Source organism: Paenibacillus sp. sgz302114 (assembly GCF_056120345.1).
Window position 1 is genome coordinate 1 of the sequence record NZ_JBVYOI010000002.1, and the last position, 24,908, is coordinate 24,908.

General features: G+C 45.6%; 18 protein-coding genes and 1 rRNA gene. 2 read left to right on the top strand and 17 right to left on the bottom strand.

All coding sequences use genetic code 11. The annotated features are described in order from the left end of the window. Nucleotides 1–128, bottom strand: a 16S ribosomal RNA gene (locus tag AC0LWF_RS05045); the annotation flags it as partial. Between the two features lie 453 nt (nt 129–581). On the opposite strand from AC0LWF_RS05045, the gene AC0LWF_RS05050 reads away from it, so the two are divergent. After that, nucleotides 582–932, top strand: a complete 351-nt coding sequence (locus AC0LWF_RS05050; protein ID WP_474650480.1) for a hypothetical protein — start codon at nt 582–584, stop codon at nt 930–932. Between the two features lie 356 nt (nt 933–1,288). Then, a complete protein-coding gene (locus AC0LWF_RS05055; RefSeq protein WP_474650481.1) occupies nt 1,289–1,861 on the top strand; it encodes a GNAT family N-acetyltransferase in 573 nt (190 codons plus the stop codon). 59 nt (nt 1,862–1,920) lie between these two features. Here AC0LWF_RS05055 and AC0LWF_RS05060 read toward each other — a convergent pair whose 3' ends face one another. From AC0LWF_RS05060 to AC0LWF_RS05135, 16 genes are all read right to left on the bottom strand, one after another. Then, the gene (locus tag AC0LWF_RS05060) at nt 1,921–3,357 is read right to left on the bottom strand and encodes a glycosyl hydrolase family 28-related protein (protein WP_474650482.1); all 1,437 of its coding nucleotides are present in this window, start codon (nt 3,355–3,357) and stop codon (nt 1,921–1,923) included. Between the two features lie 58 nt (nt 3,358–3,415). Next, on the bottom strand, nt 3,416–4,084 hold the full coding sequence (locus AC0LWF_RS05065; protein ID WP_474650483.1) for a sugar transferase: 669 nt from the start codon (nt 4,082–4,084) through the stop codon (nt 3,416–3,418). Nucleotides 4,085–4,106: 22 nt separating this feature from the next. After that, nucleotides 4,107–5,624 carry a lipopolysaccharide biosynthesis protein gene (locus AC0LWF_RS05070; protein WP_474650484.1) on the bottom strand — a complete coding sequence of 506 codons (1,518 nt, stop codon included), beginning with the start codon at nt 5,622–5,624 and terminating at the stop codon, nt 4,107–4,109. Beyond that, nucleotides 5,621–6,316, bottom strand: a complete 696-nt coding sequence (locus tag AC0LWF_RS05075; RefSeq protein WP_474650485.1) for a hypothetical protein — start codon at nt 6,314–6,316, stop codon at nt 5,621–5,623. Before AC0LWF_RS05075 ends, AC0LWF_RS05070 begins: the two co-directional genes overlap by 4 nt. A gap of 62 nt (nt 6,317–6,378) precedes the next feature. After that, nucleotides 6,379–7,872, bottom strand: a complete 1,494-nt coding sequence (locus AC0LWF_RS05080) for a nucleoside/nucleotide kinase family protein (RefSeq protein WP_474650486.1) — start codon at nt 7,870–7,872, stop codon at nt 6,379–6,381. A 2-nt stretch (nt 7,873–7,874) separates the two neighbouring features. Then, complete coding sequence (locus AC0LWF_RS05085) at nt 7,875–9,041, bottom strand: O-antigen ligase family protein (RefSeq protein WP_474650487.1); 1,167 nt, start codon at nt 9,039–9,041, stop codon at nt 7,875–7,877. A 112-nt stretch (nt 9,042–9,153) separates the two neighbouring features. Further along, on the bottom strand, nt 9,154–10,509 hold the full coding sequence (gene tuaD / locus AC0LWF_RS05090; protein WP_474650488.1) for a UDP-glucose 6-dehydrogenase TuaD: 1,356 nt from the start codon (nt 10,507–10,509) through the stop codon (nt 9,154–9,156). A 6-nt stretch (nt 10,510–10,515) separates the two neighbouring features. Then, on the bottom strand, nt 10,516–11,412 hold the full coding sequence (gene galU, locus AC0LWF_RS05095) for a UTP--glucose-1-phosphate uridylyltransferase GalU (RefSeq protein WP_474650489.1): 897 nt from the start codon (nt 11,410–11,412) through the stop codon (nt 10,516–10,518). A gap of 43 nt (nt 11,413–11,455) precedes the next feature. After that, nucleotides 11,456–12,124 carry a CpsD/CapB family tyrosine-protein kinase gene (locus AC0LWF_RS05100; RefSeq protein WP_474650490.1) on the bottom strand — a complete coding sequence of 223 codons (669 nt, stop codon included), beginning with the start codon at nt 12,122–12,124 and terminating at the stop codon, nt 11,456–11,458. Beyond that, nucleotides 12,108–12,857: a YveK family protein gene (locus AC0LWF_RS05105; RefSeq protein ID WP_474650491.1), complete on the bottom strand. Its 750-nt coding sequence runs from the start codon at nt 12,855–12,857 to the stop codon at nt 12,108–12,110. The genes AC0LWF_RS05100 and AC0LWF_RS05105 overlap by 17 nt, the downstream gene beginning before the upstream one ends. A gap of 100 nt (nt 12,858–12,957) precedes the next feature. Beyond that, nucleotides 12,958–14,613, bottom strand: a complete 1,656-nt coding sequence (locus tag AC0LWF_RS05110; RefSeq protein ID WP_474650492.1) for a glycosyl hydrolase family 28-related protein — start codon at nt 14,611–14,613, stop codon at nt 12,958–12,960. 76 nt (nt 14,614–14,689) lie between these two features. Further along, a complete protein-coding gene (locus AC0LWF_RS05115; protein ID WP_474650493.1) occupies nt 14,690–19,312 on the bottom strand; it encodes an OmpL47-type beta-barrel domain-containing protein in 4,623 nt (1,540 codons plus the stop codon). Between the two features lie 36 nt (nt 19,313–19,348). Beyond that, nucleotides 19,349–20,656: an S-layer homology domain-containing protein gene (locus tag AC0LWF_RS05120; RefSeq protein WP_474650494.1), complete on the bottom strand. Its 1,308-nt coding sequence runs from the start codon at nt 20,654–20,656 to the stop codon at nt 19,349–19,351. A gap of 117 nt (nt 20,657–20,773) precedes the next feature. Further along, nucleotides 20,774–21,943 (bottom strand): glycosyltransferase family 4 protein, encoded by a 1,170-nt coding sequence (locus tag AC0LWF_RS05125; protein ID WP_474650495.1) that lies wholly within the window; start codon nt 21,941–21,943, stop codon nt 20,774–20,776. Then, a complete protein-coding gene (locus tag AC0LWF_RS05130) occupies nt 21,936–22,970 on the bottom strand; it encodes an NAD-dependent epimerase (protein WP_474650496.1) in 1,035 nt (344 codons plus the stop codon). The genes AC0LWF_RS05125 and AC0LWF_RS05130 overlap by 8 nt, the downstream gene beginning before the upstream one ends. Before the next feature lie 29 nt (nt 22,971–22,999). Beyond that, nucleotides 23,000–24,883 (bottom strand): polysaccharide biosynthesis protein, encoded by a 1,884-nt coding sequence (locus tag AC0LWF_RS05135; protein WP_474650497.1) that lies wholly within the window; start codon nt 24,881–24,883, stop codon nt 23,000–23,002. Between the last annotated feature and the right edge of the window lie 25 nt (nt 24,884–24,908).

Sequence of the window (24,908 nt, forward strand, 5' to 3'; positions counted from 1 at the left end):
GCAGGTTGCCTACGTGTTACTCACCCGTCCGCCGCTAACCTTGTCCCGAAGGACAAGATCCGCTCGACTTGCATGTATTAGGCACGCCGCCAGCGTTCGTCCTGAGCCAGGATCAAACTCTCCATAATAGGCGAAATGGCGGAGCCATTCGCGCCAAATGAATTTGCTTGTTAGCTCATTCAAAAAACTAGCTTGTTTTAGACCTTGTGACAGGTCGCTCATTGTTCAGTTTTCAAGGAACAAACTTGCTTATTTCTCGTCCCAGCCTCGCGACCGGAATTAGAATATATCATGTATCGAAACTCAATTGCAAGCTTTATTTTTCAACTTGTTTTCGTTTCGACCCCCGCGTCATTGTGTATGTCTCAGCGGCAGAAGTAGAATATACCATGTTCCACAATTCGATTGCAACAGGTATTATTTTACATTTCACACACGAATTCTATCCATGCATTCACATTCCAACAGGGTAGACTCGGCTAAATTTTTTTAAAGTTGATCTCCTCCCCGTTCACAATGGAAATCGTATGTGTTACAATGAAAGCGCTAACAAATTCATCTTTTTTGAGGGGGTTCAATACATGATGAAGGTAGTAGCAGATGAGAACCGCAACGTATATGAGAACTTTGAGGTAGAGAAGGACATTTACTACTTTAAAGTCGGGAAGACCGGATTGGTCAGCTTTCACGGTAGAAACTACAACATAAAGAAGAACATTACTACCGAGCAACTGAACAGCTATATCTCATCAGGGCGTTTCATTAAAGTAAGCAGCACTTGCTACGTCAACAAGGAGAAGGTGCTCTCAATCACTGACGGCTTGATCTGTTTCGATCACAGCTCATCGGAAGCGAAGCAAGTCCATGTATCCAAATGGCGGCTTCAAGCTATCAAACACCAGCTGTCGACCAACAACAAAGTAGCGATGTAATAACATGAAACCTCTTAGCGGATGTTTAACATTCGATAGGAGGTTTTTTATTGAGCAATTCACTCATAATGTATCCCTCTTCTACGCACAATAGGTTACAGCAATACGGAAGGGAGGGAATAGGATTGGCAAAGCAGCAAGGTCAGGGCCGTAAGAATACGACCTCGAAGGGCTCCCAAAGTAATAATAAGAAAACAAACAGCAGCGCGGAAGACTAATATACTTAGCTCAATAGCAAAAAGATCACCAAATCCTTTCTTCCCCGAGTTGTATTCAACAAACAGGAAGAAAGGGTTTTTTGTTGTACTTGTCCGTTGCTATAATGAAGTAAAAGTTTCTAGGGAGTGAATGATCCGATGGCGAACAAAGCTCCTTCCTATCGTTTCGAAACGGAAAGGCTCTTGCTGCGTCCTTTCGTACCGAGCGATGCAACCGTTGTGCAACGGCTCGCTGGCGAACATGCAGTTGCACGCACCACATTGTCTCTTCCTCATCCATACCCAGATGGCGCCGCTCGGATGTGGATTGATTTTCGCACGGATGCTGCAAGACATGGTCATGGATATACGTTCGCAATCGTCCATAAAGAATCTCATGCTTTGATGGGCTGCATCAGCCTTAACATGACTTCTGAACATAAACGAGGCGAAATCGGATATTGGCTCGGACAGAGCTTCTGGGGCAACGGCTACACGACGGAAGCACTCATACAAATTCTTCATTTCGGCTTCTCAACGATTCAGCTCAACCGCATTTGGGGCGCCGCCATGACGAAGAACCCTGCTTCCTCCGCAGTCATGCTGAAAGCCGGCCTGATGCACGAAGGGCTGTTCAAGCAGCATATTCGCAAATGGGATCAATTCGAGGATATCAACTACTACGGCTTGACGAGCGAGGATTATTTTGAAGGCAAACAGCAAAAAGGATGACGAACCTGAGCGTTCGCCATCCTTTTAAACCTACTGCATTTATTTTATTATAAGCTCACTTATTGCTGAACAAGTACTAAACCATCAGCTCTTTTAATATAGAGGAATTTTCCTGTAACCGCCGACTTATCTCCGCCAATAATCGTGAGGTGAAGTGGGCTTGATGTTGAGCTGTATACGCGAATGGAGTGATCCGAACCGCTGTACACGTTATTTTCCAAAATAACGGTGTCACTGCGGTCGATATCAATGTTTGATTTCAGCCGCGCATCAAACATACAATTTTTTACGCGATAGGTCATTTTTAATTTGCTTTGCGGTTTGAAGAAGATCGGGTAACCGCTTGGAGAAACATTGGCATCAGCGCTATCCACAACAAATTTCGAGTTTTGTATGGTCACATCATTGCCGTCATAAGCGTAGAACGTAAGCGGAGCAAGAATTGCATTATTAGCGTCCAGCATGATATTAAAGGTAACATCGTCGAAGACAAATTTTTTCAAATTGTTCATCCGCGTCATGTCAGAGAAAGACATGTCCACTTTACTGTTGGACAAACCACCGGTAATCATATGAAACTTTATATCATGTGCTTTAATATTACTACCGGAAAAGTTCATCGTAACTGTTCCATCATCCTTATTGCATCCCATAATATCCAGTCTTGTTGTAATAATACAGTTATTAACGATCATGTTACATACGCCTGCATCAAACGGCTCGTTGAGCTCCGACTCAATACGGGTCGCTGTGGAATTCTCAATAAGCAGCTGCTGCATACCGCCGGTTATTGTAATATCGGAACGGGTGCGTGTTCTATTGTAGCCATTAAAGTTGTAGATATGCGCATTCGACACATAACAATTCGAATAACCAGGAAATAGAATATGATCAGCAACAGGGTCATATGCAGTCAAATCATGAATAAGAACATCTTTGATTTTAGCGCCAAGTACCCCTTTTATTACAATTCCGGCGCAATGCTCCCATAAATACATATCAGTTGTACCGGCAGGTAGCGGATTCATGCGGGCATTGCCGTCAAGCGAAAAGTTATATAACTCTACCTTTACTACATCACCACTAACGCTGTAAATTTCAAGCATGTCTTGCCCGTCTTTTGTAATCGACTTATCTTTTCTTTTAAACACCGTCTCAACACCGTCTCCATACAGGACAAAAGACTTAGCGGATGGCAGTTTCGCCTTTACAACGCCACTGTTAATAAAATATGTGCCTTTAGGCACATATAATGGCAATTGATTCGATATCGCTGCGTTAATTGCTTTCTGGAAACCACTTGTGCTATCAGTTTGGCTTTTCATCCCATAATCTAAACCATTTAAATAACTCGGACTCATGTTGTCACTCCCTTTTCTTAGTAAATAAAGGATAAATATATTAATCTCCTTTATCATAATTATGAAAATACCAGACAAGCCGTGCATGTAATTAAATAAAATAGTTAAAATATCCGTTTTTTTTGAAGCAAACAAAAAGAACGACCGCTCCCCTTATCCGGGATACGGTCGTTCTTGCTTGCTTTTATTTCAATTAATATGCGCCCTTACTAAAAATGACAAGATTGATGGTTCGCAGAACGATAGAAACATCGAGTTGCATCGAACAATTGTCGATATAAAACAAGTCGTATTTAATTTTGTCGCCATGGGATATATCGGATCTTCCGTTAACCTGAGCATATCCGGTTATGCCTGGCTTCACTTGCAGCCTCTTTGCCTGTTTATCATCATAATGTCTCGCAATCTCAGGTATTTCGGGACGAGGACCCACAATGCTCATATCACCCATTAAAACGTTGAAAAACTGAGGTAATTCATCCAAGCTATACTTTCGCAAGAAAGCCCCTAACTTCGTAATATCTGACGACGAAGACGAGTTGCGAATAAGCTGATCATCCGGAATTCCTGATTGCCATTCATAATTGTGATGCTCCGATTGTTTGGCGCTCACTTTCATCGTTCTATACTTCCAAATCGTAAATCTTGTATTATTAATCCCAACCCTCTGCTGCTTGAACAGAATTGGCCTTCCATCCCTAATCAAAATCAGCGTGGATAGTAACAATAAGACCGGCGATAATATGACAATCGCGATTGTGCTTACGACAATATCAAACATTCTTTTAGTAACTTGGTATGAAGCCAATGCTTTTGAAACCGGACGCGTCAGCACCGTTTCTTTAACTGTATTGATTTCCACAACACTAACCTCCCGCATTAATTTATGGCTGATCTGCCGTTGTTTTGCTTAGTTTGGTAGATTGAAGCATTGTTTTTTTTCCGAATCGTTCTTGTAATTTTTTGATTAGCCAGATCCCGTCTTCTCCCACAAAAAAGCCAGGCTTCCTGCTTATTAGCAAACCACAGGCCAGAAAAACTGAAGCCACCGTAATAATCAACGTTCCCCAAGCATTTAGATGGAACTTCCAACGGCATAGCTCCAATACGCCTGACGCAACCAGTCCTGTTACAACGCCCATCGCCAGCCCGCTACGGTGAATCAGCAAATATGATCCCCAGTTATAGGACAAGATGCGTAAACTTAAATTGGTCATGAGCACGTAATTGATAAATAGTGCAAATAATACTGCCGTTGCTATTCCGGTTATTCCCCATATTTGAGCGAAGATACAGCCGCCGAATACAAGGGCTGCATAACCCCACTGCACCCATGCCCTTTTATAGACCGCTCCTACCGAGCGAGTGAAAGAATCTGCAATTTTATAACTCGTTCTGAAATAAATCCCGATTGCCAGAATCTGAAAAGGAACGATGGCACTACCCCACTTGGCACCAAGAACGATATGTATAATTTCCGGAGCCAGCAACACGAACAATACCGAAGCCGGGACGGTCACCAAACAGATAATAGATGTCCCCCTTTTGAATGTGCTCTGTAGCCTTACTTGGTCATCCGTCATTTTGGACAGTACCGGGAATAGAACCTGCTGAAGAACGGTACCAATCAATACTGCAGGCATAACCATAAATTGATAGGAACGCTCATATAGACCTAAGGCCGCAGCTCCTAGCCACCTTGCCGCAACAAACTTATCGCCGAACAAAGCCACGTAGTTTCCGACGCGGGCAAGCGTGTGCCCTCCTCCAAACCATAACAATTCTTTCAGCGATTTAGAATGGAAGCCCATTTTTTTTGAGTGTGGTTGCAGAATTACGTTAAGGAACGATTGAAGGAAGGTTTGCAGCAGATGGCCTGTTACCAGAGCCCAAACACCAAATTCGAAATAAGCTAGAGTTACACCGAATATGCCATACCCGACGATATACGAGCAGAGTCTAACAAGGGCTATCTCACGGAAACGCAACTCTTTCTGCATGAGTGCCTCCGCAACGATAGAAATACCTTGAAAAGAAAAGGTCAGACATAGCACATGCAGAATGGGCGTTATACCCTTGATATTCAGCATTACGGCAAACAAAGGAGCGCACAACCAAATAACACAGCTTGCAAATAGGCCGAGCAGCACTGAGAATGTAAAACCCGATTTTACATGATTCGGCGTCAAAGCAACTCTCTGTACAATAGCGGGACCGATCCCTGATTGGGAAAAAATCGTTGTAAAGCTAATGACCAGCAATGAAGCGGAAACGAGGCCAAATTCCTCAGGTGACAGTAGCCGTGCTAGTATAGCCGTTACAAGAATCGTCATTAACGTTTGCGCTGCAGTTCCCGTAAACATCCAAAGCAAACTGTTAATTGTTCTATCGACTAATTTCAATGCACCATCACCTCATTATGAATAAATCTGGACAACAAACTATCATTATCTCCTAATCTACTACCGATACCGTTCTCGATCGTAATTGTCGTAAACCTATTGACCGCTGAATGGATATGATTATGTGCCAAACCCAAAATGACTTCTTCTGTCATATGCAAGCTTCGATAGAAAATATCAAGCTGTTCGCTTCGTTCATTTGCATGCTTCACCTTCTCTAGCCTGCTATTGCTGCCACCGCGCTGCTCCATTCTGCTTAACACCGTAGCCGGTTCTGCATGTACCGACACAATCAAGTATTTGCAATCTGGCATCAGCTTCTCAGCTATTTGCGGCAAAGCATCCTTTATCGATGGATTCCGGGAGGAATATAGAATGGAGCTGAGCGCCTGGAAGAAGCCTTGGTCAAAAATATAGATTCCGCCTTTTTTATGACAGTCCCCATAAAACGCGATAATATACAGCAGGTTAATGGAGAGCTTTACGATCTCTTTCATGCTGCGTTGATCGGATCGAGTGATAGTCCAGATTCCTCTTAAGCTACCAATTGGCTTCAGGAACAGCTGTTTTAGCGCTTTAAACAGTTTCATATATCGTCTTGTAATTGTCTTTTTCTGATGATCAAGGTCGTAGGAAGGCTCAGATACGAAGTAATCAAAATTACGAAGCATCTGTGCAGCGCGGTGTGACAAGGTAGACTTCCCGGATCCCGGGACACCAAAAAACTCAATTATGACAGGACTTCGCCGACCGTCTACATTTGAGCCCATATTGCTTTCTTCACCTCAATTATGACGTCATCCAACGGCTGAGTAGCATCGATTTCGATAACGTTCGTATCGAACTTTAATGATTTGACAATCTCGATTTTTTGAGCGAACTCTTCAAAGGTCATATCATTCTTCCTGGAAGATGCTACCTCTGGCGTCACATTCAACCGAATTACCAAATCAGGGGTCTGGCCTTCCGCCTCTTGGTAAGCGACCCTTTCCCTCGAAGCTGCTGTATGCAGAAGCTTATTCTTATGATCAATCCAATGGCTAAGTAACGGGCCATCATTAATGCCGTTTACTTGCGTTTGCGGGTATCGGTCTGTAATGACTACCATTCCGGATCTACGCTGTTTCCATGCATTTCTCAGTTTTTGATGTTTCTCACGCCAAAGCGTCATTGCCCAAAACAGCTTTACGGCTTGATAGATAAAGCCTGATTTATTCTTAACAGAGGTAGCAGCACGCGAAGCGTCAGTCCCCGTCTTCTTGCCGGCTGACTTCAGAAACAGCTTTCTCGCAACCTTTATCGGAAAGCGCAATGTTGAGCTCTTCCCGTCGCCGCTACCAAAATAGACATGAGTCGCATCGAATTTTTTATTAAATTGCTCGACGATCTTTTTGACAACTGTAGATTTACCCGAGCCGTCTGATCCGATGAAAGCGACAATAATGCCGCCCGATGGCAAGGTTCTCCTGACCGGAACAGCCATTTTCAAATACTTCTTTCGAAACATAGCAAAGACAAAAGTGAATTCCCGAAACCCTTTCCAGAAAAAAGCAGCAGTCTGACGGTATGTTTTGTAATAAGACAGCTTCTGCAAGGCTAACTGCCTAAAGGCCATAAAATCGCTGATATCGAACGGTTCCTGGATCATCTTCTTATAGATGCCTGACTCCTCGGCTCCGATAAGCTCATTGCAATACCGTTCAAAATGCTCTGCGTGAATGCGTTCCTTCAACCAAAGATATTCCCGCTTAAAGTCTCCGCGAAAGTAAGGTTTGCCTAACAGAGCAGAAACCCCGTTTCTAAACCTCCACTTCAAAGCAGCACGAACGAGCAGCAGAACCAGCTCGATATTGGGATCCGCAACATAGATGCGGTTCTCTTCGTCCCATTTCCGCGTCTCTAATATCGTTCGGTCCCATGGTAGGCAATAACCCTTCAAATACTTCTCGCCTAGGGTCATCTTGAAATGCATATGCAAATGAACAATCTTACCGGTCGCTTCATCAAGCCCAATGAAGTCTTCGATCCCGTCGTATCGGATACCGAACGAGGCGACAAACAGCTTAAAACCGCGTGCCACCAACAAATCATGCACTTTACCGTACTGGCTGCTGTCCGCTAAGAGATCCAAATCCGTAATCGCGCAAAGACCTTCCTTGACATGCTCATTGCTCTTCCAATGACAGTATACAATCTTGTTGGCTTCAAATTGTTGGAGCACATCTCTGACGATAAGCAACTCTTCCATTTCTACCCCAGCTTCCCATTCATTTTTGTCTTAGTCAGGTATAAAAGAACAATTAGTAGCCATAAATAGGTATGTCTGATTCCATTGTGGGTCAAGCCGAATATGAGAACCGTCAGCAACGGATAAAATTGTGCGAAACGAAGTTTAGACACGCCTTTGTAAATAAATATCGAGAACAGCAATAAACCGACAATGCCGTATGAGAACAAGATATTTCCGATCGTGGAGTGCATTTCGTGATACGCATTAAACCGATAGTACAAACCTTCGCCCGCACCTAAAAACACGTAATACGGGTAGGATATGATTCTGTCGTAGCCCCTGCCCTCCAAATTGTCGTCCTTCGACTGACCGACGGAGTCCATTCGATACAGCACGTCTTGAACGAAGTTGCTATGTACGATCACTTTGGCGTTGATGAGAAACAATGTCACTAATAATCCTATAAGGAGAACCAAATACATTTTGGTTTTTCGGACTCCCACATCATTTCCGTTCTTCAAAAATATGAAAAGAAATATAGTAAGCACTGCACTGATGATGGCAGCCTTGGATAATGAAATAATAATTAATGCCAAACTTGCCAGAATCGAAAAAAAGAAGAAGAGCGGACGAACTTTAATGTGGGAAGAAGCAACGATAAGGAGCGCCAGAGATAAAAGGCCGAAATATCCCAGCTGGTTAGGATTATTGAACATCATTGTCGTGCGTATCCCGTTTTTCTGCAAAAACAGCGGTATAAGAAGCGCTTGAAGGAGTACTGAATATGCAGTCGCATAAAACACAACCTTCATAAAAAGCGGCTTGCCGAGTTTGATGGCGATATTCAGAAACATGATCATTACGACTAAATTAAATAAGTAGAAAACGGAACGAAGTACCGTTTGCGATTCTCCGCCTAGTATAATCGCCCAAATCATGTTGACAAGAATGCTGTAGTACAGGAAAAGCGTACCCCAACGAATCAGTGGACTGCCGCTGATTATCCCGTTCTCCAGTGATAACAAAGAAAAGCAAATCATGCCCGTCAGTACGATGTCGGCAATTTGAGGGAGCCCGCTCGACAAGATGTAAAACGGCTTAAGAACGAGGTAGGCTGACAAGAGAACGATGTATAATTTCATTCGGTTGAGCGAAAACTCCCGATCCTGTATGACAAGCGCCTGCATGTTGTACGCTGCTCCCCTCTAGCACTGAAATTGGATCTTAAATCAAAACCACATTTATGATACATTTCGTATCTATGCAATCAAAAAAAATAGATCTGTTTCGCAACGTGAGCTACGATTGAAACGATGCGCCGCTAAAACTGTGAACCCGATTGTGCTGCTCTCCCACTGCCATTCTCCCAATAGAGTGGTAGTAAAATCCTAGAGCATTCATGCTGTTAAGCTCAAAGCAATTTCTACCGTCCACAATAATAGGTGACTTCATGCATAATTTGATAAGCTCCAGATCCATATCCAAAATTTCCTTCCATTCGGTCAGAATGAGACATGCGTCACTATGCTGCACCGCGCTGTATACATTGTGATGATAGGTGATCGAAGCTCCGAACTGCGCCTTCACCTCGTTCAGTGCAACCGGATCATACACTTGCACATTGGCACCATGTTGCAGCAGGACCGGAATAATGGTCAGAGATGGTGCGAATCGGAGGTCATCCGTATTGGGCTTGAACGTAAGCCCTAAAATAGAAATCGTCTGGCCGCTCAAGTCACCTAGTATTTGCAGGAGCTTATCGATGACGACTGTTTTTTGAGCATCGTTAACGGACATAACAGACTTGATAATCGAAAAATCATAGCCTGCGGATTGTGCCATATGATGGAGCGCCACGGTATCCTTCGGAAAGCAAGAGCCTCCATAACCGATACCCGCTTGGAGAAATTTCTTTCCGATTCTGCTGTCCAGTCCCATGCCTTCCGCTACCTTCTCAATATCTCCGCCTATACGTTCACAGATATTAGCAATCGAATTGATAAACGAAATTTTAGTCGCCAAGAAGGCATTCGAGGCATATTTAATCATTTCAGCACTCTCAAGATCAGTAACGAGGATTTGGGTTTTGAAAGCCTTGTGCAGTTCCTCCACGATATTAGCCGCTTTGGGACTGGTCGCGCCGATTACCGCCCTATCCATGTTCATACTGTCATGGATGGCGCTTCCTTCCCGCAAAAATTCAGGGTTGGATACGACATCAAAATGAGCGTGTGGGGAAGCATGCTCCTGAATAATCCGCTGGACAATCCGTCCTGTTCCAACAGGCACTGTGCTCTTCGTCACGATTACTTTATATTCAAACAGATTCTCGCCAATAGTTTGGGCAGCAGCCCTGACATAACGCAGATCCGCCTCTCCTGTTTCAGACATCGGCGTACCGACGGCTATGAAAATAATGTCGGAATATCGCACGGCCCACGAGATGTCCGATGTAAAGGATAGCCTGCCTTCATTCGTGTTTTTCTTAACCAATTCCTCCAAGCCTGGCTCGTATATAGGCATCCTTAGCCGTCTCAGCTGTTCTATTTTTTGCTCATTTACATCGCAGCAAATGACATGATGACCAATATCGGCAAAGCATGTTCCTGATACAAGGCCGACGTAGCCGGTACCGATTACTGTGATTTTTGTCATGTTCAATTACCCGACCTTTCCACCGATGATCTCTTTCTCGAAAACCTGCTTCAAGTAATTCCATACATCGACTTTAAGATCATCCCGCTGCAAAGCGAAATCGATGCTTGCTTTGATATAACCTAGCTTATCCCCTACATCGTATCGAATGCCATTGAAGTTATAGGCAAGCACAGCTTGGGTTTCGTTTAGCTGCTTGATTGCATCAGTAAGCTGAATCTCACCGCCTGCACCTGCAGACTGGTTCTCGAGCAGATCGAAAATTTCAGGGCGCAAAATATATCTGCCCATAATCGCAAAGTTAGATGGCGCCTCAGCGATCGACGGCTTCTCGATTAAGGACTGTAATTGAAGCAAATTATGCTCAATTTCGTTTCCTTTCGGAGCAATAATGCCATATTTTGAAACATCCTGACCATCCACCCGCTGAACGCCGACCACTGACGAATGATAGCGGTTATAGACATCGATAAGCTGTTTTAAACAGGGCGTCTCCGATTGTACGATATCATCGCCAAGCAGAACCGCAAACGGTTCATTGCCTATGAAGGACCTGGCACACCAGATCGCATGGCCAAGACCAAGCGGTTCCTTCTGCCGGACATAGTGGATTCGTGCCATGTCGGATATCTTTCGTATTTGCTCCAGCTCCTGTATCTTCTGTTTCTTGAGCAAAGCGTCCTCCAATTCGTAGGACTTGTCAAAATGATCCTCGATCGCCCTTTTCCCTCTACCGCTAATAAAAATGATGTCTTCGATGCCTGACTCAATCGCTTCCTCCACGATGTACTGTATCGTCGGCTTATCCACAATTGGCAGCATTTCCTTCGGCTGGGCCTTAGTTGCCGGCAGAAACCGGGTTCCAAGCCCCGCAGCAGGAATGATCGCTTTTTTAATGCTCATCTCGTCAAAACCACCTTTTTTTCGAAAGTCCTTATGAAGCTAGTTAGTTGTAATAGGAGAAGTTTTTGCTAAGATCATTGTTTTTCTTCTGATTCATCACAGCACCAATTACATTGGCCTGGACGAGTTTCAGCTTAGACATCGCTTGCTTCACGAGCCGCTTCTTCCCTAACTTCGAATGAATCACGAGCAATACTCCATCGCAAACGGCCGCCAGCTTAGGCACATCTGCGAGCGATAGCACAGAAGGGCTATCAACAATAACGATATCGAATTCCTGCTTCATCTCGATTAGCAGCTCTTGAAACAAGTCAGAAGTAAATAAAGCCGACGGATTAGTCGTATTCGGTCCGGACGCGATGAGGAATAAATCTTGCAAACAGAATTGAAGCAGGTCGCCTTCAGTACTGCCGTTTCTAAGAATACTTGTAAGTCCGAAGGCATTGCTCTTCATAAATAATTGATGCAGCATTGGTCTCCGTACATTTGCATCAATAAGCAGTACTCTCTTATTCTCTTGGGTGAATGTAACGGCCAGGTTAGCAGCAATCGTTGTTTTCCCTTCACTAGGAGATGCCGAAGTGACCAGAATGACTTTCATCTCATTCTCTGGAGACGCAAATTCGATATTGGTGGATAGCAATCGGTATGCTTCCGAAACCATGCTCTCCGGATTAACCATCGTTACGATCTTGTTAGTTGACTCTAGCATAATTCGAATCAACCTTCCTTCCTTTAACGATTTGGGATTTAACAGGCTTCAGATACCGCTTCTTAACCGTAACGATTGTTCCGAGATGAGGAATGTTCAACACGTTCGCAATATCCTCATCCGACCGAAACCGGTCATCGAAATATTCCATTAAGAAGATGATCCCTGCAGCCAAGAATAGTGCAAGGACAAGGCTTAGCAGAAGCATTAACTTCGAATCTGGAGTAATTACGTTGATATCGATCGTTGACTCCGCCTCGTCCAATATGGATACGTTATCGACTTGCATGATGGAAGGAATCAATTTCTGAAACTCTAAGGATACCGCGTTGGCAATTTTGACTGCTCGCTCGGATGATGAATCCGTTGCATAAATGACCATGACTTGGGTGTTGGAGATGGAGCTGACATTGACATTCTTCAGCAGCTGATTGACGTCAAGTCCGAGCTCCGGGTGTTTCTTAACAACAACATCCAAAATTTTCGAGCTTGTAATAATTTCTTTGTACGTTTCAATTAGCTGCATGTTGGCATTGATCTGACTGTAATCAAGCTGTTTCATATCGGCGCCGCCTTTGTTCGTCACAATCAGCCGCGTAGACGCCTCATACACAGGCTTGACGTCATACATCGTATAAGCGGCTGTCGCTCCGCAAACGATGCAGACGGTCAAAACGATGACCCACAGTCTTCTTGTAATAATTTGTAAAATTTTACGCAAATCCAGCTCCATCCTTAAAACCTCCACCAAGTATTTATGCTTCTAAAGATGATACAATTAGTATCAATCCCATACTTCTATTTTAGATACATTTTGTAACATGTCAAGTGATTTATTTAGTTTTTATTGAGATCTCTGTTATAGGAGACCAAACTGCTGCGTCACTACTAGACTGCATAGCGATCCATTTGGTAGCACCGATATTACTATTGCCTGTAATCGTTAAGGTGTCACCTCTGATTGCACCGCCTGACGGTAGTTGCGTCGCAATCAGCTCTCGATTATTAGTTATATAAATCGGGTTGGAGGAATCCTTCTCTTTTTTGTACCCACCGAGCTCCGCCGGCATTCGAATATTCTTTAAGGTCAACGTTAGGCCATCGACCGAATCAAACCGGAATGGCAAACCGGTAATATGTTCAAACGTTCCTCCGTCGATTACGACATTTAACCTATATTTCTGAGAGCCGGACATGTAAATTGCCGCATCGACTCCGCTGTACACATTGTTTGTGAGAATCGCCGACCCGCTCCTGTCTAGGCGGATATCTTCGCTGAATCTTTTATCAAACTCGCTATCCGTAACTCTAAGCATGCGGACCTCGCTCTGATCAGTTCTAGTTCTCGTTTCTAGCGCACTTCCTTTATAAGAAACGGAACTGTCCTCAGGGTCTGCATCGATAAGAAATTTGCATTTTTCGAAAGAAACGTTAAACATATAGTTGAGCGTCAACGGATAGATTGTCCCGTCCGAAGCAACCGGATAATGAAACTCGGTATTTACGAATCTGATGCCATAAATCTGATCGACTCTCGGAGGCATGACATCCTTCTCGAAATAGAGCTTCGAGTCTTTCACCCAGCCCTTAGCTTTCCAAAACCTAAAGTGAGCCGCAACTATTTGAGTACCTTGAAATTCCATATTATCTCCAGCGATATCTAGCTTCTGGGTGATTTTTACACTTGATACTTTAACCAAGAAAGTCCCCTTATACGGTTTATTTAGTTCCACTTCAAGTTTAGTAAGCTCCGAATTGGTTACAATTAACTGCTTTAAGCCCCCTGTCACGGTCACATCGGAACGCACTCGATTCCTCTTATAAGCTTTCATATTGCTTACGCGCACGGTATCTACGTAAGAGTCTCCACTTCCGGGAAAAAAGATATGATCAGCCACCGGATCGTAGCATGTTAAATTGTCGATCAGCACCGAGCTGATTCTCGACTTCGAGCTCGCGCCGCTAATTCGTATTCCGGAGCTATGCTGCCAAAGATAAGTATCCTTGCTGCTCTTAGGCAGCGGATTTCCGGTGGCATTTCCATCTAGTGCAAAGTTCCTGAGAATGACACTGCTAACAGTTCCTTTCTTGGATGTGATAACCAGCATATCCTGAGAGTCACGAGTGACCGATCCCGACTTGCGGCGGATGACGCTTGTTGATCCTTCACCGATAATTTCCAGGCGCTTCCCTCCGGGTATCCTTGCTTTCAATTCTCCGCTATCCACCTCATAGGTGCCAGAAGGTATATAGAGAGGCAGCTGCTTTTCAATTGCACTTCTAATCGCTTTCTGAATCGCAATCGTGCTATTGAAACCTTTCTTCTTTTCGATCGGCTTCGCACCGAAAACCGTAATCGACACATGGTGGTCAACCGACGCTTCGACCGGTTTGATCTCATTTCTCAGGTACTTCGTACCGACGACGACAAGGAGCGCCGCGATAATGATAGACAACTTGCCGCGATATGATTTGATTAAGCGCAACACTAAATTAAACACCAGCCTTTATCAAGATAAGGCGTCCTCTCAGAAGGTATGCCTTCTAAGAGGACGCCTTTAATCACTAATTAACCACTACTTGTATGTTTTTATACTGCGTTCCGTCAGCACCCGATTCGTCGTTTCCAGCGATATCTATGCTTGAGTAATCTATGGAATAGGTGCCTTTTGCACTAAAGTTGAGCGTCCCGGTATACGGCATCCACGCGCCGCCATTAATCCGACATTGCGTCTTCGCCACACCGGACGTCGCATCTGTTGCCGTAATCGTGAGATTCTTGCCATCATTAGTCGCAGCAGTTACAGCTGCACTCGATACCGGAGCCGCTTTATCAATCAGAATGACCGATAGCGACACGAGCTGCACGTTGCCCGCTGCGTCCATACTTCGGTATTCGACCAGATAACTGCCGTCGTTCAGAAATGCAATTGTATCCGTGTATGTTGTCCAGCTGCCGCCATTGATCCGATATTCGGTCACAGGAGTACCAATGTTGTCTTTCGGATAGAGGTATAGATACACCTTATTCGTATACCATCCGTTCCCATTCGCTAGCTTGTTTAATTTGGAAGTGGTTGATGGAATTGTCTTATCAATGCTCACGGATATAACCTTAGCAGTTTCCACATTGCCGGCAGCGTCGTGGCTTCGGTACTCTAAGGTATTCACGCCCTCGCTCGTGATGGTTACTGCGCCGGTATACACCTTCCAACCGGTTCCGTTCAATTGGTATTCCGTTTGGGTGACGCCCGATATATCATCCGTTGCGGCCAGCGTGACGCCGACATCGGTCTTAAACCAACCGGAGCCGCTCGCCGGAACGCTTGCATTTAAAGCTGCGATCGTAATAGGAGCCGTCTGGTCCACAACCTCCCCTTTGACGATCGAGAAGTTGACCGTTTTCCAAGCTTCTTGATTACCTGCTTGGTCAATGCTTCTATAATCGACGTTGAATGTTCCGGTTAAGGTGAACAATACCGGATTACTGTAATTAGTCCAAGCTCCTCCATTCAACCGGTATTCCGTCTTCGCTACCCCAGAAGTGATGTCAGAAGCAGTTATCGACAGGGTCACGTCCGTTGCGTACGGACCTTGGCCTGATGATGGCGACAGCGTAGCGTTCGACACAGGGGCAACATTATCTACGTAAGCTGTTGCGGTTTTCACAGTCTCTTTCATACCTGCATTATCTTCACTATAGAAATCAATTACGTATGCCCCTTCTTTCTGCGGGGTATTGAATTTAGCTGTATAGACGGTCCAGCTTCCCCCGTTGATCCGGTAGTATGTCCTGGCAACGCCGGAGAAATCGTCCATCGCCGCAAACGAGATGCCTACCTTGGTTACGAAACCACTCAAAATTACAGGCTTAAGCGAAATGGTCGTGACCGGCGGAGTCGTATCGGCGGAAGCAATCGTAAAAACTGCCGATTGGATAATCTCCAGATTGCCCGCCTGATCTGTGCTGCGATAATCCAGCGTATAGCTACCGTCTGCACTAAAGATCAGCGGCTCACTATACGAAGTCCACGCTCCGCTATTTACGCGATACTCGGTCTGCCCAATCAATGAAGTCGCATCTTGTCCTGCAAGCGTTACGATTACAGCTGACCGGTATGGCTGTGAACCATTAGACGGATTCATCGCAATGGACGTCACCGGCGCGTTTCTATCGAGATTGAAGCTGAGCGTCTTCACGCTCTCTAAATGACCTGCAAGATCCTTACTCCGGTAATTGATCGAATAGATGCCGTCTGCTGATATCGTGATCGGACCGTTATAGTGCAGCCAGCTGCCGCTATTGATCTGATATTCAGTCGCAGCTACGCCGGAAACGTCATCGGACGCAATGAAAGAAACTTGAACATCTGCGTTATACCAGCCTCCGCTGCCTCCTGGTGATGACGGATTCAGCGAAGCTTGCGTTTCCGGAGCGGCAGCATCCTTGGCAATAGTGAAGCTTATGGCATGGCTGTCTTCTACATTGCCAGCTTGATCAATACTGCGATAATCTACGGTAAAAGCACCATCCTGATTAAACAGTACGGGAGCAATGTAAGGCGACCAGGCTCCACTGTTAATGCGATATTCCGTTTTGAGCAAGCCGGAAATCACGTCTGTTGCAGTAAGACTTACCTGTATATCATCGTGATATAAGCCGCCGCTTGATGAAGGATCGATTGTGCTCGAAGTAGTTGGAGCTGTCTTATCTAGCTGAATCGCTACCGATTTGGCTGTTTCCAAATTGCCGATGACATCCTTGCTCCGATAGCTAATAATCGTGGTACCCTCTCTAGTCAACGTATACGCGCCGGTGAATGGGACCCATGCGCCGTCATTGATTCGATATTCGGTTAATGCGACTCCCGATACATCATCCACGGCATTTAGCGTTACTTGCACGTCATTTGTATACCAGCCATTACTGTCTCCAGGCGTTTCCGGGCTAAGTTGAACAGTTGTATTCGGCGCAAGTGTATCGTCGAACGGTTTTGCGATCCTGAAGCTAACCTCATGCTGCGTCTCTATGTTTCCCGCCTGGTCGGTGCTTCTGTACTCGATGACATAGTTTCCGTCATCAGTGAAGAGAAGCGGTCCGCCGTATGTCGCCCAAGCTCCGCCACTCAAACGGTATTCGGTCTTGGTAAGACCTGAACCGCTCTCGGATGCGGCTAGACTTAACGTAACAAGCTTATCGTAGCTCATATCCGGAGACGGTGCCGGATTCAGCGCATAGGTTGTAGCAGGAGCTGTTTTGTCAATTTGGAAGCTCATGGATTTGTACGATTCAATGTTACCGGCAGTATCTCTGCTTCGGTAATCTACTTTTTGAATGCCTTCAGTCGAGAGCGTCACTGCGCCCGTATAGGTGATCCAGCTTCCGTTATTGATGCGGTATTCCGTCTTGGCAATTCCCGAAACCGGATCGTACGCGTCATATGCGGAGAGCGTAAACGTAACATTATGCGTATACCATCCTCCGACACCATCCGGCGCTGCAGGCGTGACATTCGGCGACGTTATAGGAGGTACGAAATCATTCGCAACAATTCGGCCTTCGATATCAGGGGAAATCGTTCCGTCCTGCTGGATCTGATTCCTGACGAGCGTGGTTAACAGAGGTCCCTTCTCGGGGTCTGTTACTATTTCCGCCGATTTCAGCATTTCATAGTCAGATGGGGTATTCGTACCTCCACTAGCTCCACCATTGGCAACGTAGTCAATTGTTGCAAGGGTGTAATATGCGCTCGGGTTAACAGGGGATCCATTAATGCTCGCTTTGACAATGCGGCTCCCTGCCGCTTTCATTGAATCATAGGAAAAATTAATCCCGCTGACTTGCAGAAATCTCCCGTCAGTAATCTCCACCTTGCTAACACCGCTTTCGAGTGCCTGGAGCAGCTGGCTGCCGGTAACTCGCAGTTCCACCATTAGCGATGTATTGGGAAGGAGGTCCAGAATCTGTTTTTGACTTAACGGCCCCGCGGGATACAACATATTACCGGCAATTTGCGAGGAGACAAGTATCGCAGCGTCGCTGTTCCTCCAGGCGCGCATAACATCCGTCACATAATTTCCGATTGCCGTCTCTTTTTTGCGAATGACGGTTTTACGCGTTTCAATCGGTACTGCGCTTGTTCCGATCATGGTTGCGCTCGCTTTGGCGTAATACTGATCCATCACATTCTTCACAGCAAGGTCAGGCGTAAACCCCGTTTTTTTGATCTCGTCGAGGATAACATGCTTCACATAGGTATAGTAGGTTACAATGCCTTTTTTGACGTCAACCTGAAGTGTCAGTTCTCCGAGATAATTAAATTCGCAACCTCGGAAGGAAAGAATCGTTTCGTGCTTTCCATCCGGATTCAACACCTCTTCCGGCTTTTCCAAGACACTCTCACTATGATCGCCGACGATGACAGATATTCCGTTAACTTGGCTAGCAAGCAGTCTGGATTGTTTATTGGACAAATGGGAGATCACGACGATAATATCCGCGCCGGCTGCTTTCATCTCAGGCACAAGCTTTGTCATCGTGATAACAGGGTCCACTACAGCAACTGTCGCATCCATGTAAGCGCCTGTACGTCCGAGCCCCGTAATCCCGACCTTCACGCCATTCACTTCTCGAATGACGAACTTTTGCACATTGCCTGTTTCTTTACCGAAAATATCACCTGTACGCGTATCGATAATGTTGGCCGTAATCCAAGGGAAGCGGCTTTCTCTCACCCGCTGCTTCAGCACATCAGGACCGTAGTCGAAATCATGGTTGCCGAACGTGTCGTAATCGACCGGACTTACATTAAAGGCATCCGTGACATGCTTCCCCTGAAATACGTCTGATAAAACGGATGTAGCAATGTCGTCGCCATTAGCCAAATAGAGTGCGTTAGGCTTATTCTTCTCAATCATTCTCGCGACACCGAACAGATTCGCCATATTCAATTCTGGGGTCGTCGGCATAGCGTATCGGCCGTGAATATGCGTATCGTGAAGGATGGTAACTTGACCGACCGGCTCGCCGTCCGCATGCGCGATTGGGGCATGAACGCTCATCAAATAAAGCACAAAAGCAAGCATAGCAGCAGTTATGATAGAGGAACGAAATATACCGTGAGCATGGAAAATGTGCTTTGACTCATAAACAGCGTTCAGGACGGAGTCCTTGCCAATTCGTTTCATGGTCATCCCCCAATGAACATAATGGTACAAAATGTATCAACCACGCTTGCAGGTGCCGGTTGCATAGTTTGTGGAGTCACAAACCTTTCCATCTTTGATACCGTCGCCATTGGAATCCGACACCAATGGATTTGAGCCGTACACTTTGGCTTCATAGTAGTCGCTTAATCCATCTCCGTCCGTATCGGCCTTCTTCGGATCCGTTCTCAGTGCCGTCTCCTCGAAGTCCATTAAACCATCGCCATCGGAGTCGATATCATCAGGAGCGTCGTCAATAAAATTCGCCGGATCGGAAAATTTAAATTCATCCTCGAGTGCCAGGGTAGATACGACAAAACGTTCAGATAATGTAACTGTTGTCCCTGATGGGGATTTTGCCGTAACCGTTAGAACGAACTCCCCATCCACCATCGGAGCTGTCCACAGTGCCGTTAATCCCGCTTGCTGCGTGATTGTGCCGCCGCTCGCGGTCCATTTCAACTTCACCTTATCCCGCTCCGCATTTTTCAGCACGACTTCCAATGGAAGGCGTTCGCCTGGCGTTACGATATTGCCGTGAATGAGCAGATCGTCTCCCCATCCAATCATGAGATCGTTAACAGGCTGCGGGTTCTTTGGGCTTTTGCCCGGTGCTGCCGGATCGGGATTCGATTGATCCTCCGGTTTCACCTTCTCTTGTTTCACAAGCTTCAGAACCTCGTAAAGTACGATAAGCCCCTCTCCGTTCTTCGCCAGCTGATTCGGTTTAAAATTACCGTCTGAGTAGCCTGTAATTAAATTAAGCTGAACGGACAGCGTAACCGCATCGTACGCCCAGTGTTTTTTGCTGACGTCGAAGAAACTCTGTTTTGGCCCCGTCGTTACAATCGGGAACGGAATCGCTTTGATCGTCATCGCTACCAGTTCCGCTCTCGTAATATCACGTGCCGGTTTAAACGAGCCGTCCGGAAAACCGGTGACCACTCTCTGTTTTTTAGCCAATTCCAAGTACTTGCAGCCCGTTGTGTCCCTTACGTCCGAAAAGGAGCACTTATTAATGTTCTTGAGAAGATCTGCCAGCGCACTTGCCGAATATACGGTCTTCATCAACATGGTAATAAAGTCCATCCGGTTAATTGGCGTATCATGGGAATGCTTCGCAAGATGAGAGCCACTGTCCATAATGTTGTTGTCCACGAGCGTATGCTCGACTAGATCCATCCATTTCTCGTAGAGCTGAGCTTCCGTCGAATCGTCTCTTTTTGATGTGTCATGGGCAAACGATGTGAAAGGATCAAGTACATTTAGTGATAAGAAGAGCACTAGGATAAAGAACACCTTCATTTGCTTCTGCATGATCGACATCTTCAATCACAACCCCTTTGGCATGAGATACATTTTGTATCATCCATATGCTAGCAAAAAAAAGAGGTTTAAAGCAACCTCTTTTGACCTTGAGATTCAATATTTTTTAGAAAATCTTTAAGAAAACTCCATCTGACGTTTTACGACGACTCCGCCGTTTAATTGTCGGTAATAATGATCGATCCGCTGCGTAACAACTTCTTCAGTAAATTCTTTCTCGACGACTTTTCGACCATTTACCCCAAGCTGCTTTCCCCATGTCGAGTTAACAATAACTTGTCGAATTGCTTCCGCCAACTCCTTCTCTTGCAGATAAGGAACGAGCAAACCTGTTGATTCATGCACGACTACTTCCCGCGTACCGAGAACGTCGCTTGCGATGACAGGCTTCGAGAAAGCCATTGCTTCCATGACGATACGCGGTATGCCTTCCTTCTCGGAAGTGAGCACGACAGCGTCCGACATTTTAATATATGGATAAATATCCGTCTGATGTCCGATCAGCTTCACGTGAGGCTCCAAACCCAGCTTCTTGATTTCCTCTCGGATTTGAGTTTCCAGAGGTCCTTTTCCCGCAAGCAAACAAACAAAGTCGGTATGCCCGGCTTCCACCAATTTTCGCAAACCAGCCAATAGAAAGCTATGGTTTTTTACCGGTTCAAGTCTTGCTGCGACAAGCAGTACCTTCTGATTGGAACGTATATTCCATTTCTCTCTCAGTGTTTGGATTTCATCACTGGATATACCTGCTATTCTTTTGTCTAAGTGCGCAAGATCGACGCCATTCCCTTCATAGAACACCCTTTTCCCAGGCGCGTAGGCTTTGATTTTTTCCATATCCTCTTTGTTTTGAGACGCGATCGCATCGCAAAACCATGAGCCCACCTTCTCCAAGGATCTGTAAACAAAGTTTTTCATCGCGCCTTGACCTTCATAGAAAGGAAGTCCGTGGGTCGTGTGAATGATTAATGGCGTGCGCGTCAGCCAAGCAGCAATTCTGCCAATCAATCCCGCTTTGGCCGTATGAGTATGGACAATGTCATATTTCTCGCTTTTAATCAGCTTCACGAGCTTGTAGATCGAGCGTATATCCTTGAGCAGCCGGATGCTGCGATTCATAGGCACGAATTTAAGCGTCAATGGATATTGCTTCATGAGCTTTTCATCGTAGCCTTCTTTGGATGAAATCAGATGAATGTCATATCCCTTGTACTTCATAAGCATCAATTTATCAGCCAATATTTTGTGGCTGATGCTGGACGTGCAAATATGCGCGACTTTATTCATGGCATCTCACTTCTTTCGCTCGGTTTGAATAATAGCTCATATACCAGTTCACAAATTGATTTAAACCTTGCTTGATGGAAGTCGAAGGTTTAAAGTCGATCATGCTCTCCAAGCCGCGAATATCGGCATAAGTAGCAACAACGTCTCCTTGCTGCATTGGCAAATACTCAATGACCGCTTGTTTGCCTACGAGCTCCTCAATCGTCCTGATCATCGACATCAAATCTTCCGGCTGATTGTTACCCATGTTATAAATTCGATAAGGCGCATAGCTTGTACCGGGATCTGGGAACTCCCGATCCCAGGTGGAATTCGGCACTGGAGGACGGTCTATTAACCGCACGATGCCTTCGACAATATCGTCGATATATGTGAAATCCCGCTTCATATTCCCGTTATTAAAGACTTGAATCGGTTTACCTTCAATAATGCACTTCGTGAAATTGAAATAGGCCATATCCGGTCTTCCCCATGGTCCATATACGGTAAAGAAACGTAGTCCCGAGGTAGGCAAACCATACAAATGGCTGTATGTGTGCGCCATCAGCTCATTCGCCTTCTTGGTGGCTGCATAGAGACTGACTGGATGATCTACGTTATCGTAGGTGGCAAATGGCATCTTCACATTAGCGCCATATACGGAGCTTGATGACGCGTATAATAAGTGCCGCACATGCTGATGCCGGCAACCCTCCAATATATTCGTAAAAGCGACAATATTGGATTGGATGTAGGCGTGAGGATTCGTTATACTGTAACGCACTCCAGCTTGCGCTGCCAAATGAATGACAGCTTGAAACGATTCTTCCTCAAACAATTGCTTTGTTTTCTCTATATCCTCAAGAGAAATTTTCACAAAACGGAACTTTTCGTACGCGTCCAACAGGTGTAGCCTCGCCTCTTTCAAGCCAATTTCGTAATAATCATTGATATTGTCCGCTCCGACTACACTGAATCCCTGCTCAAGCAGACGCCGCGCTACATGAAAGCCGATAAATCCGGCACAGCCGGTAACTAAAAGGTTCAATTCCCTTCCCTCCTATCTCTTTGCAGCTATCAATTAGTCGAAGCGCGAGCCAATCCTCGTTGCCTTTGATCATATCCCTTAAATTCTGTCGGATAGCTGGGATCCTTGTAGGAAGGCACCAGATATTTCAACATTTCTCTTACAACGGCATCGCCCTCGCCCACGACCCGTTCCAACCGTTTCAACTCGAATTCCAGCTCAGCCCGGTTCATCGAGGAAGCCCGGCCAATAAAGATTCTATCATGCTTTGTCGAGGTTAATCCTTCTTCATCAGTTAATAATTCCTCATACATCTTCTCGCCAGGACGAATGCCGGTGTACGCAATTTCAATGTCAATATTCGGCTCATATCCGGATAGCTGGATGAGATCTCTGGCCAAGTCTACGATCTTTACCGGTTTACCCATATCGAGCACGAACGTTTCTCCTCCCTCGGCGAGCGCCCCAGCTTGGATGACGAGCTGTACCGCTTCGGGAATGGTCATAAAATATCTGATCATCTCGGGATGGGTAACCGTTACCGGTCCTCCTTTTGCGATCTGTTCTTTGAATCTCGGAATGACACTGCCTCTGCTGCCAAGTACATTTCCGAATCGGACTGCAGTAAACTTCGTTTGACTGTTTTTGTTCATGCTTTGAATGACCATCTCGGCAATCCGCTTCGTCGTGCCCATTACATTTGTCGGATTCACTGCTTTGTCGGAAGAAATTAGGACAAACCGCTCTACACCGTATTGATCCGCGCATTCCGCTAAATTTTTTGTCCCGAATACGTTGTTTTTCACTGCTTCGGCGGGATTCTTTTCCATCAGCGGCACGTGCTTGTGGGCACCAGCATGGAACACAACCCTTGGCCTCAATTGCCGGAACACCTCGTCCATGCGGTTAAGATCTTTAATATCGGCGATCACGGTTTCAATTTGAAGTTTTGGATAATTTTGTCTCAATTCCATTTCGATCGTATAGATGCTGTTCTCTCCGTGACCGAGCAGGATCAACAACTCCGGTGTAAAAGGAGCGATCTGCCTGCACAACTCTGAACCGATGGATCCGCCTGCACCGGTGACGAGCACGGCCTGACCTTGAACATAGTTCGCGATTCCTTGAAGATCTACTTCGATCGGATCGCGGCCGAGCAGATCCTCCACGCTTACATCGCGCATCTCCTTAATTGCGACAGTTCCGTGAATAAGGTCAGTTATGTGCGGTATGATTTTCAGTTTCGCTTTCGTCGGCTTGCAAACCTCGATAATTTCCGCAATCTCCTTACGGGAGCACGAGGGGATCGCGATAATAATCTCGTCGATAGCATACCGTTCCACGGCACTTGATATTTGATCTCTTCCGCCTATCACCGGCAAGCCACCGATTACGAGTCGGTGTTTCATAGCGTTATCGTCAATAAAGCCAACCGGACGAAGCGAACAGGTGCGGCTAAACTGCATTTCTTTGGCGATCAACCTGCCGCAGTCGCCCGCCCCAATAATAAGCGCGTTCCTCTGAACATGCTGCTTACGCACATTGTAGCTTCTGACGATTCTCCATGTCAGTCTCGTCCCCAGTGTGAACAAAATCAGCGTCTCGAAATGGTTTATTAATACATAGGTTGGTATATGCAGCCCAATAACTGCCTGCACGATAAGATAGGAGAGACCGCAGCTTAAAAAGAGCGTTCGAAGCACCGATACCAGTTCTTCAACGCTGGCATATTGCCATACTTGCTTATACTGCTTGAATAGGTACATGAAAGCAATTCCGACGATCGAGGTACAGATGGAGAATAGCCCGAACTGAACAAGATGCTCTTTCGGAATGCGGCCTTCGAAATGAAGGGCAAACGCAATAAACATGCTGATCCAAACCATAATCAAGTCGACTGCTGCAAAGTAAATGACTCTTGCCCTGTAACCCACGGCACGTCCCCCTTAAATCTGAGAG

What these genes read in the sequence shown, in the direction of transcription:
- galU (WP_474650489.1), bottom strand. Translation starts at nt 11,412, where the DNA reads ATGAGCATTAAAAAAGCGATCATTCCTGCTGCGGGGCTTGGAACCCGG.
- AC0LWF_RS05120 (WP_474650494.1), bottom strand. Translation starts at nt 20,656, where the DNA reads ATGTCGATCATGCAGAAGCAAATGAAGGTGTTCTTTATCCTAGTGCTC.
- AC0LWF_RS05055 (WP_474650481.1), top strand. Translation starts at nt 1,289, where the DNA reads ATGGCGAACAAAGCTCCTTCCTATCGTTTCGAAACGGAAAGGCTCTTG.
- AC0LWF_RS05115 (WP_474650493.1), bottom strand. Translation starts at nt 19,312, where the DNA reads ATGAAACGAATTGGCAAGGACTCCGTCCTGAACGCTGTTTATGAGTCA.
- AC0LWF_RS05100 (WP_474650490.1), bottom strand. Translation starts at nt 12,124, where the DNA reads ATGCTAGAGTCAACTAACAAGATCGTAACGATGGTTAATCCGGAGAGC.
- AC0LWF_RS05125 (WP_474650495.1), bottom strand. Translation starts at nt 21,943, where the DNA reads ATGAATAAAGTCGCGCATATTTGCACGTCCAGCATCAGCCACAAAATA.
- AC0LWF_RS05085 (WP_474650487.1), bottom strand. Translation starts at nt 9,041, where the DNA reads ATGCAGGCGCTTGTCATACAGGATCGGGAGTTTTCGCTCAACCGAATG.
- AC0LWF_RS05105 (WP_474650491.1), bottom strand. Translation starts at nt 12,857, where the DNA reads ATGGAGCTGGATTTGCGTAAAATTTTACAAATTATTACAAGAAGACTG.
- AC0LWF_RS05050 (WP_474650480.1), top strand. Translation starts at nt 582, where the DNA reads ATGATGAAGGTAGTAGCAGATGAGAACCGCAACGTATATGAGAACTTT.
- AC0LWF_RS05080 (WP_474650486.1), bottom strand. Translation starts at nt 7,872, where the DNA reads ATGGAAGAGTTGCTTATCGTCAGAGATGTGCTCCAACAATTTGAAGCC.
- tuaD (WP_474650488.1), bottom strand. Translation starts at nt 10,509, where the DNA reads ATGACAAAAATCACAGTAATCGGTACCGGCTACGTCGGCCTTGTATCA.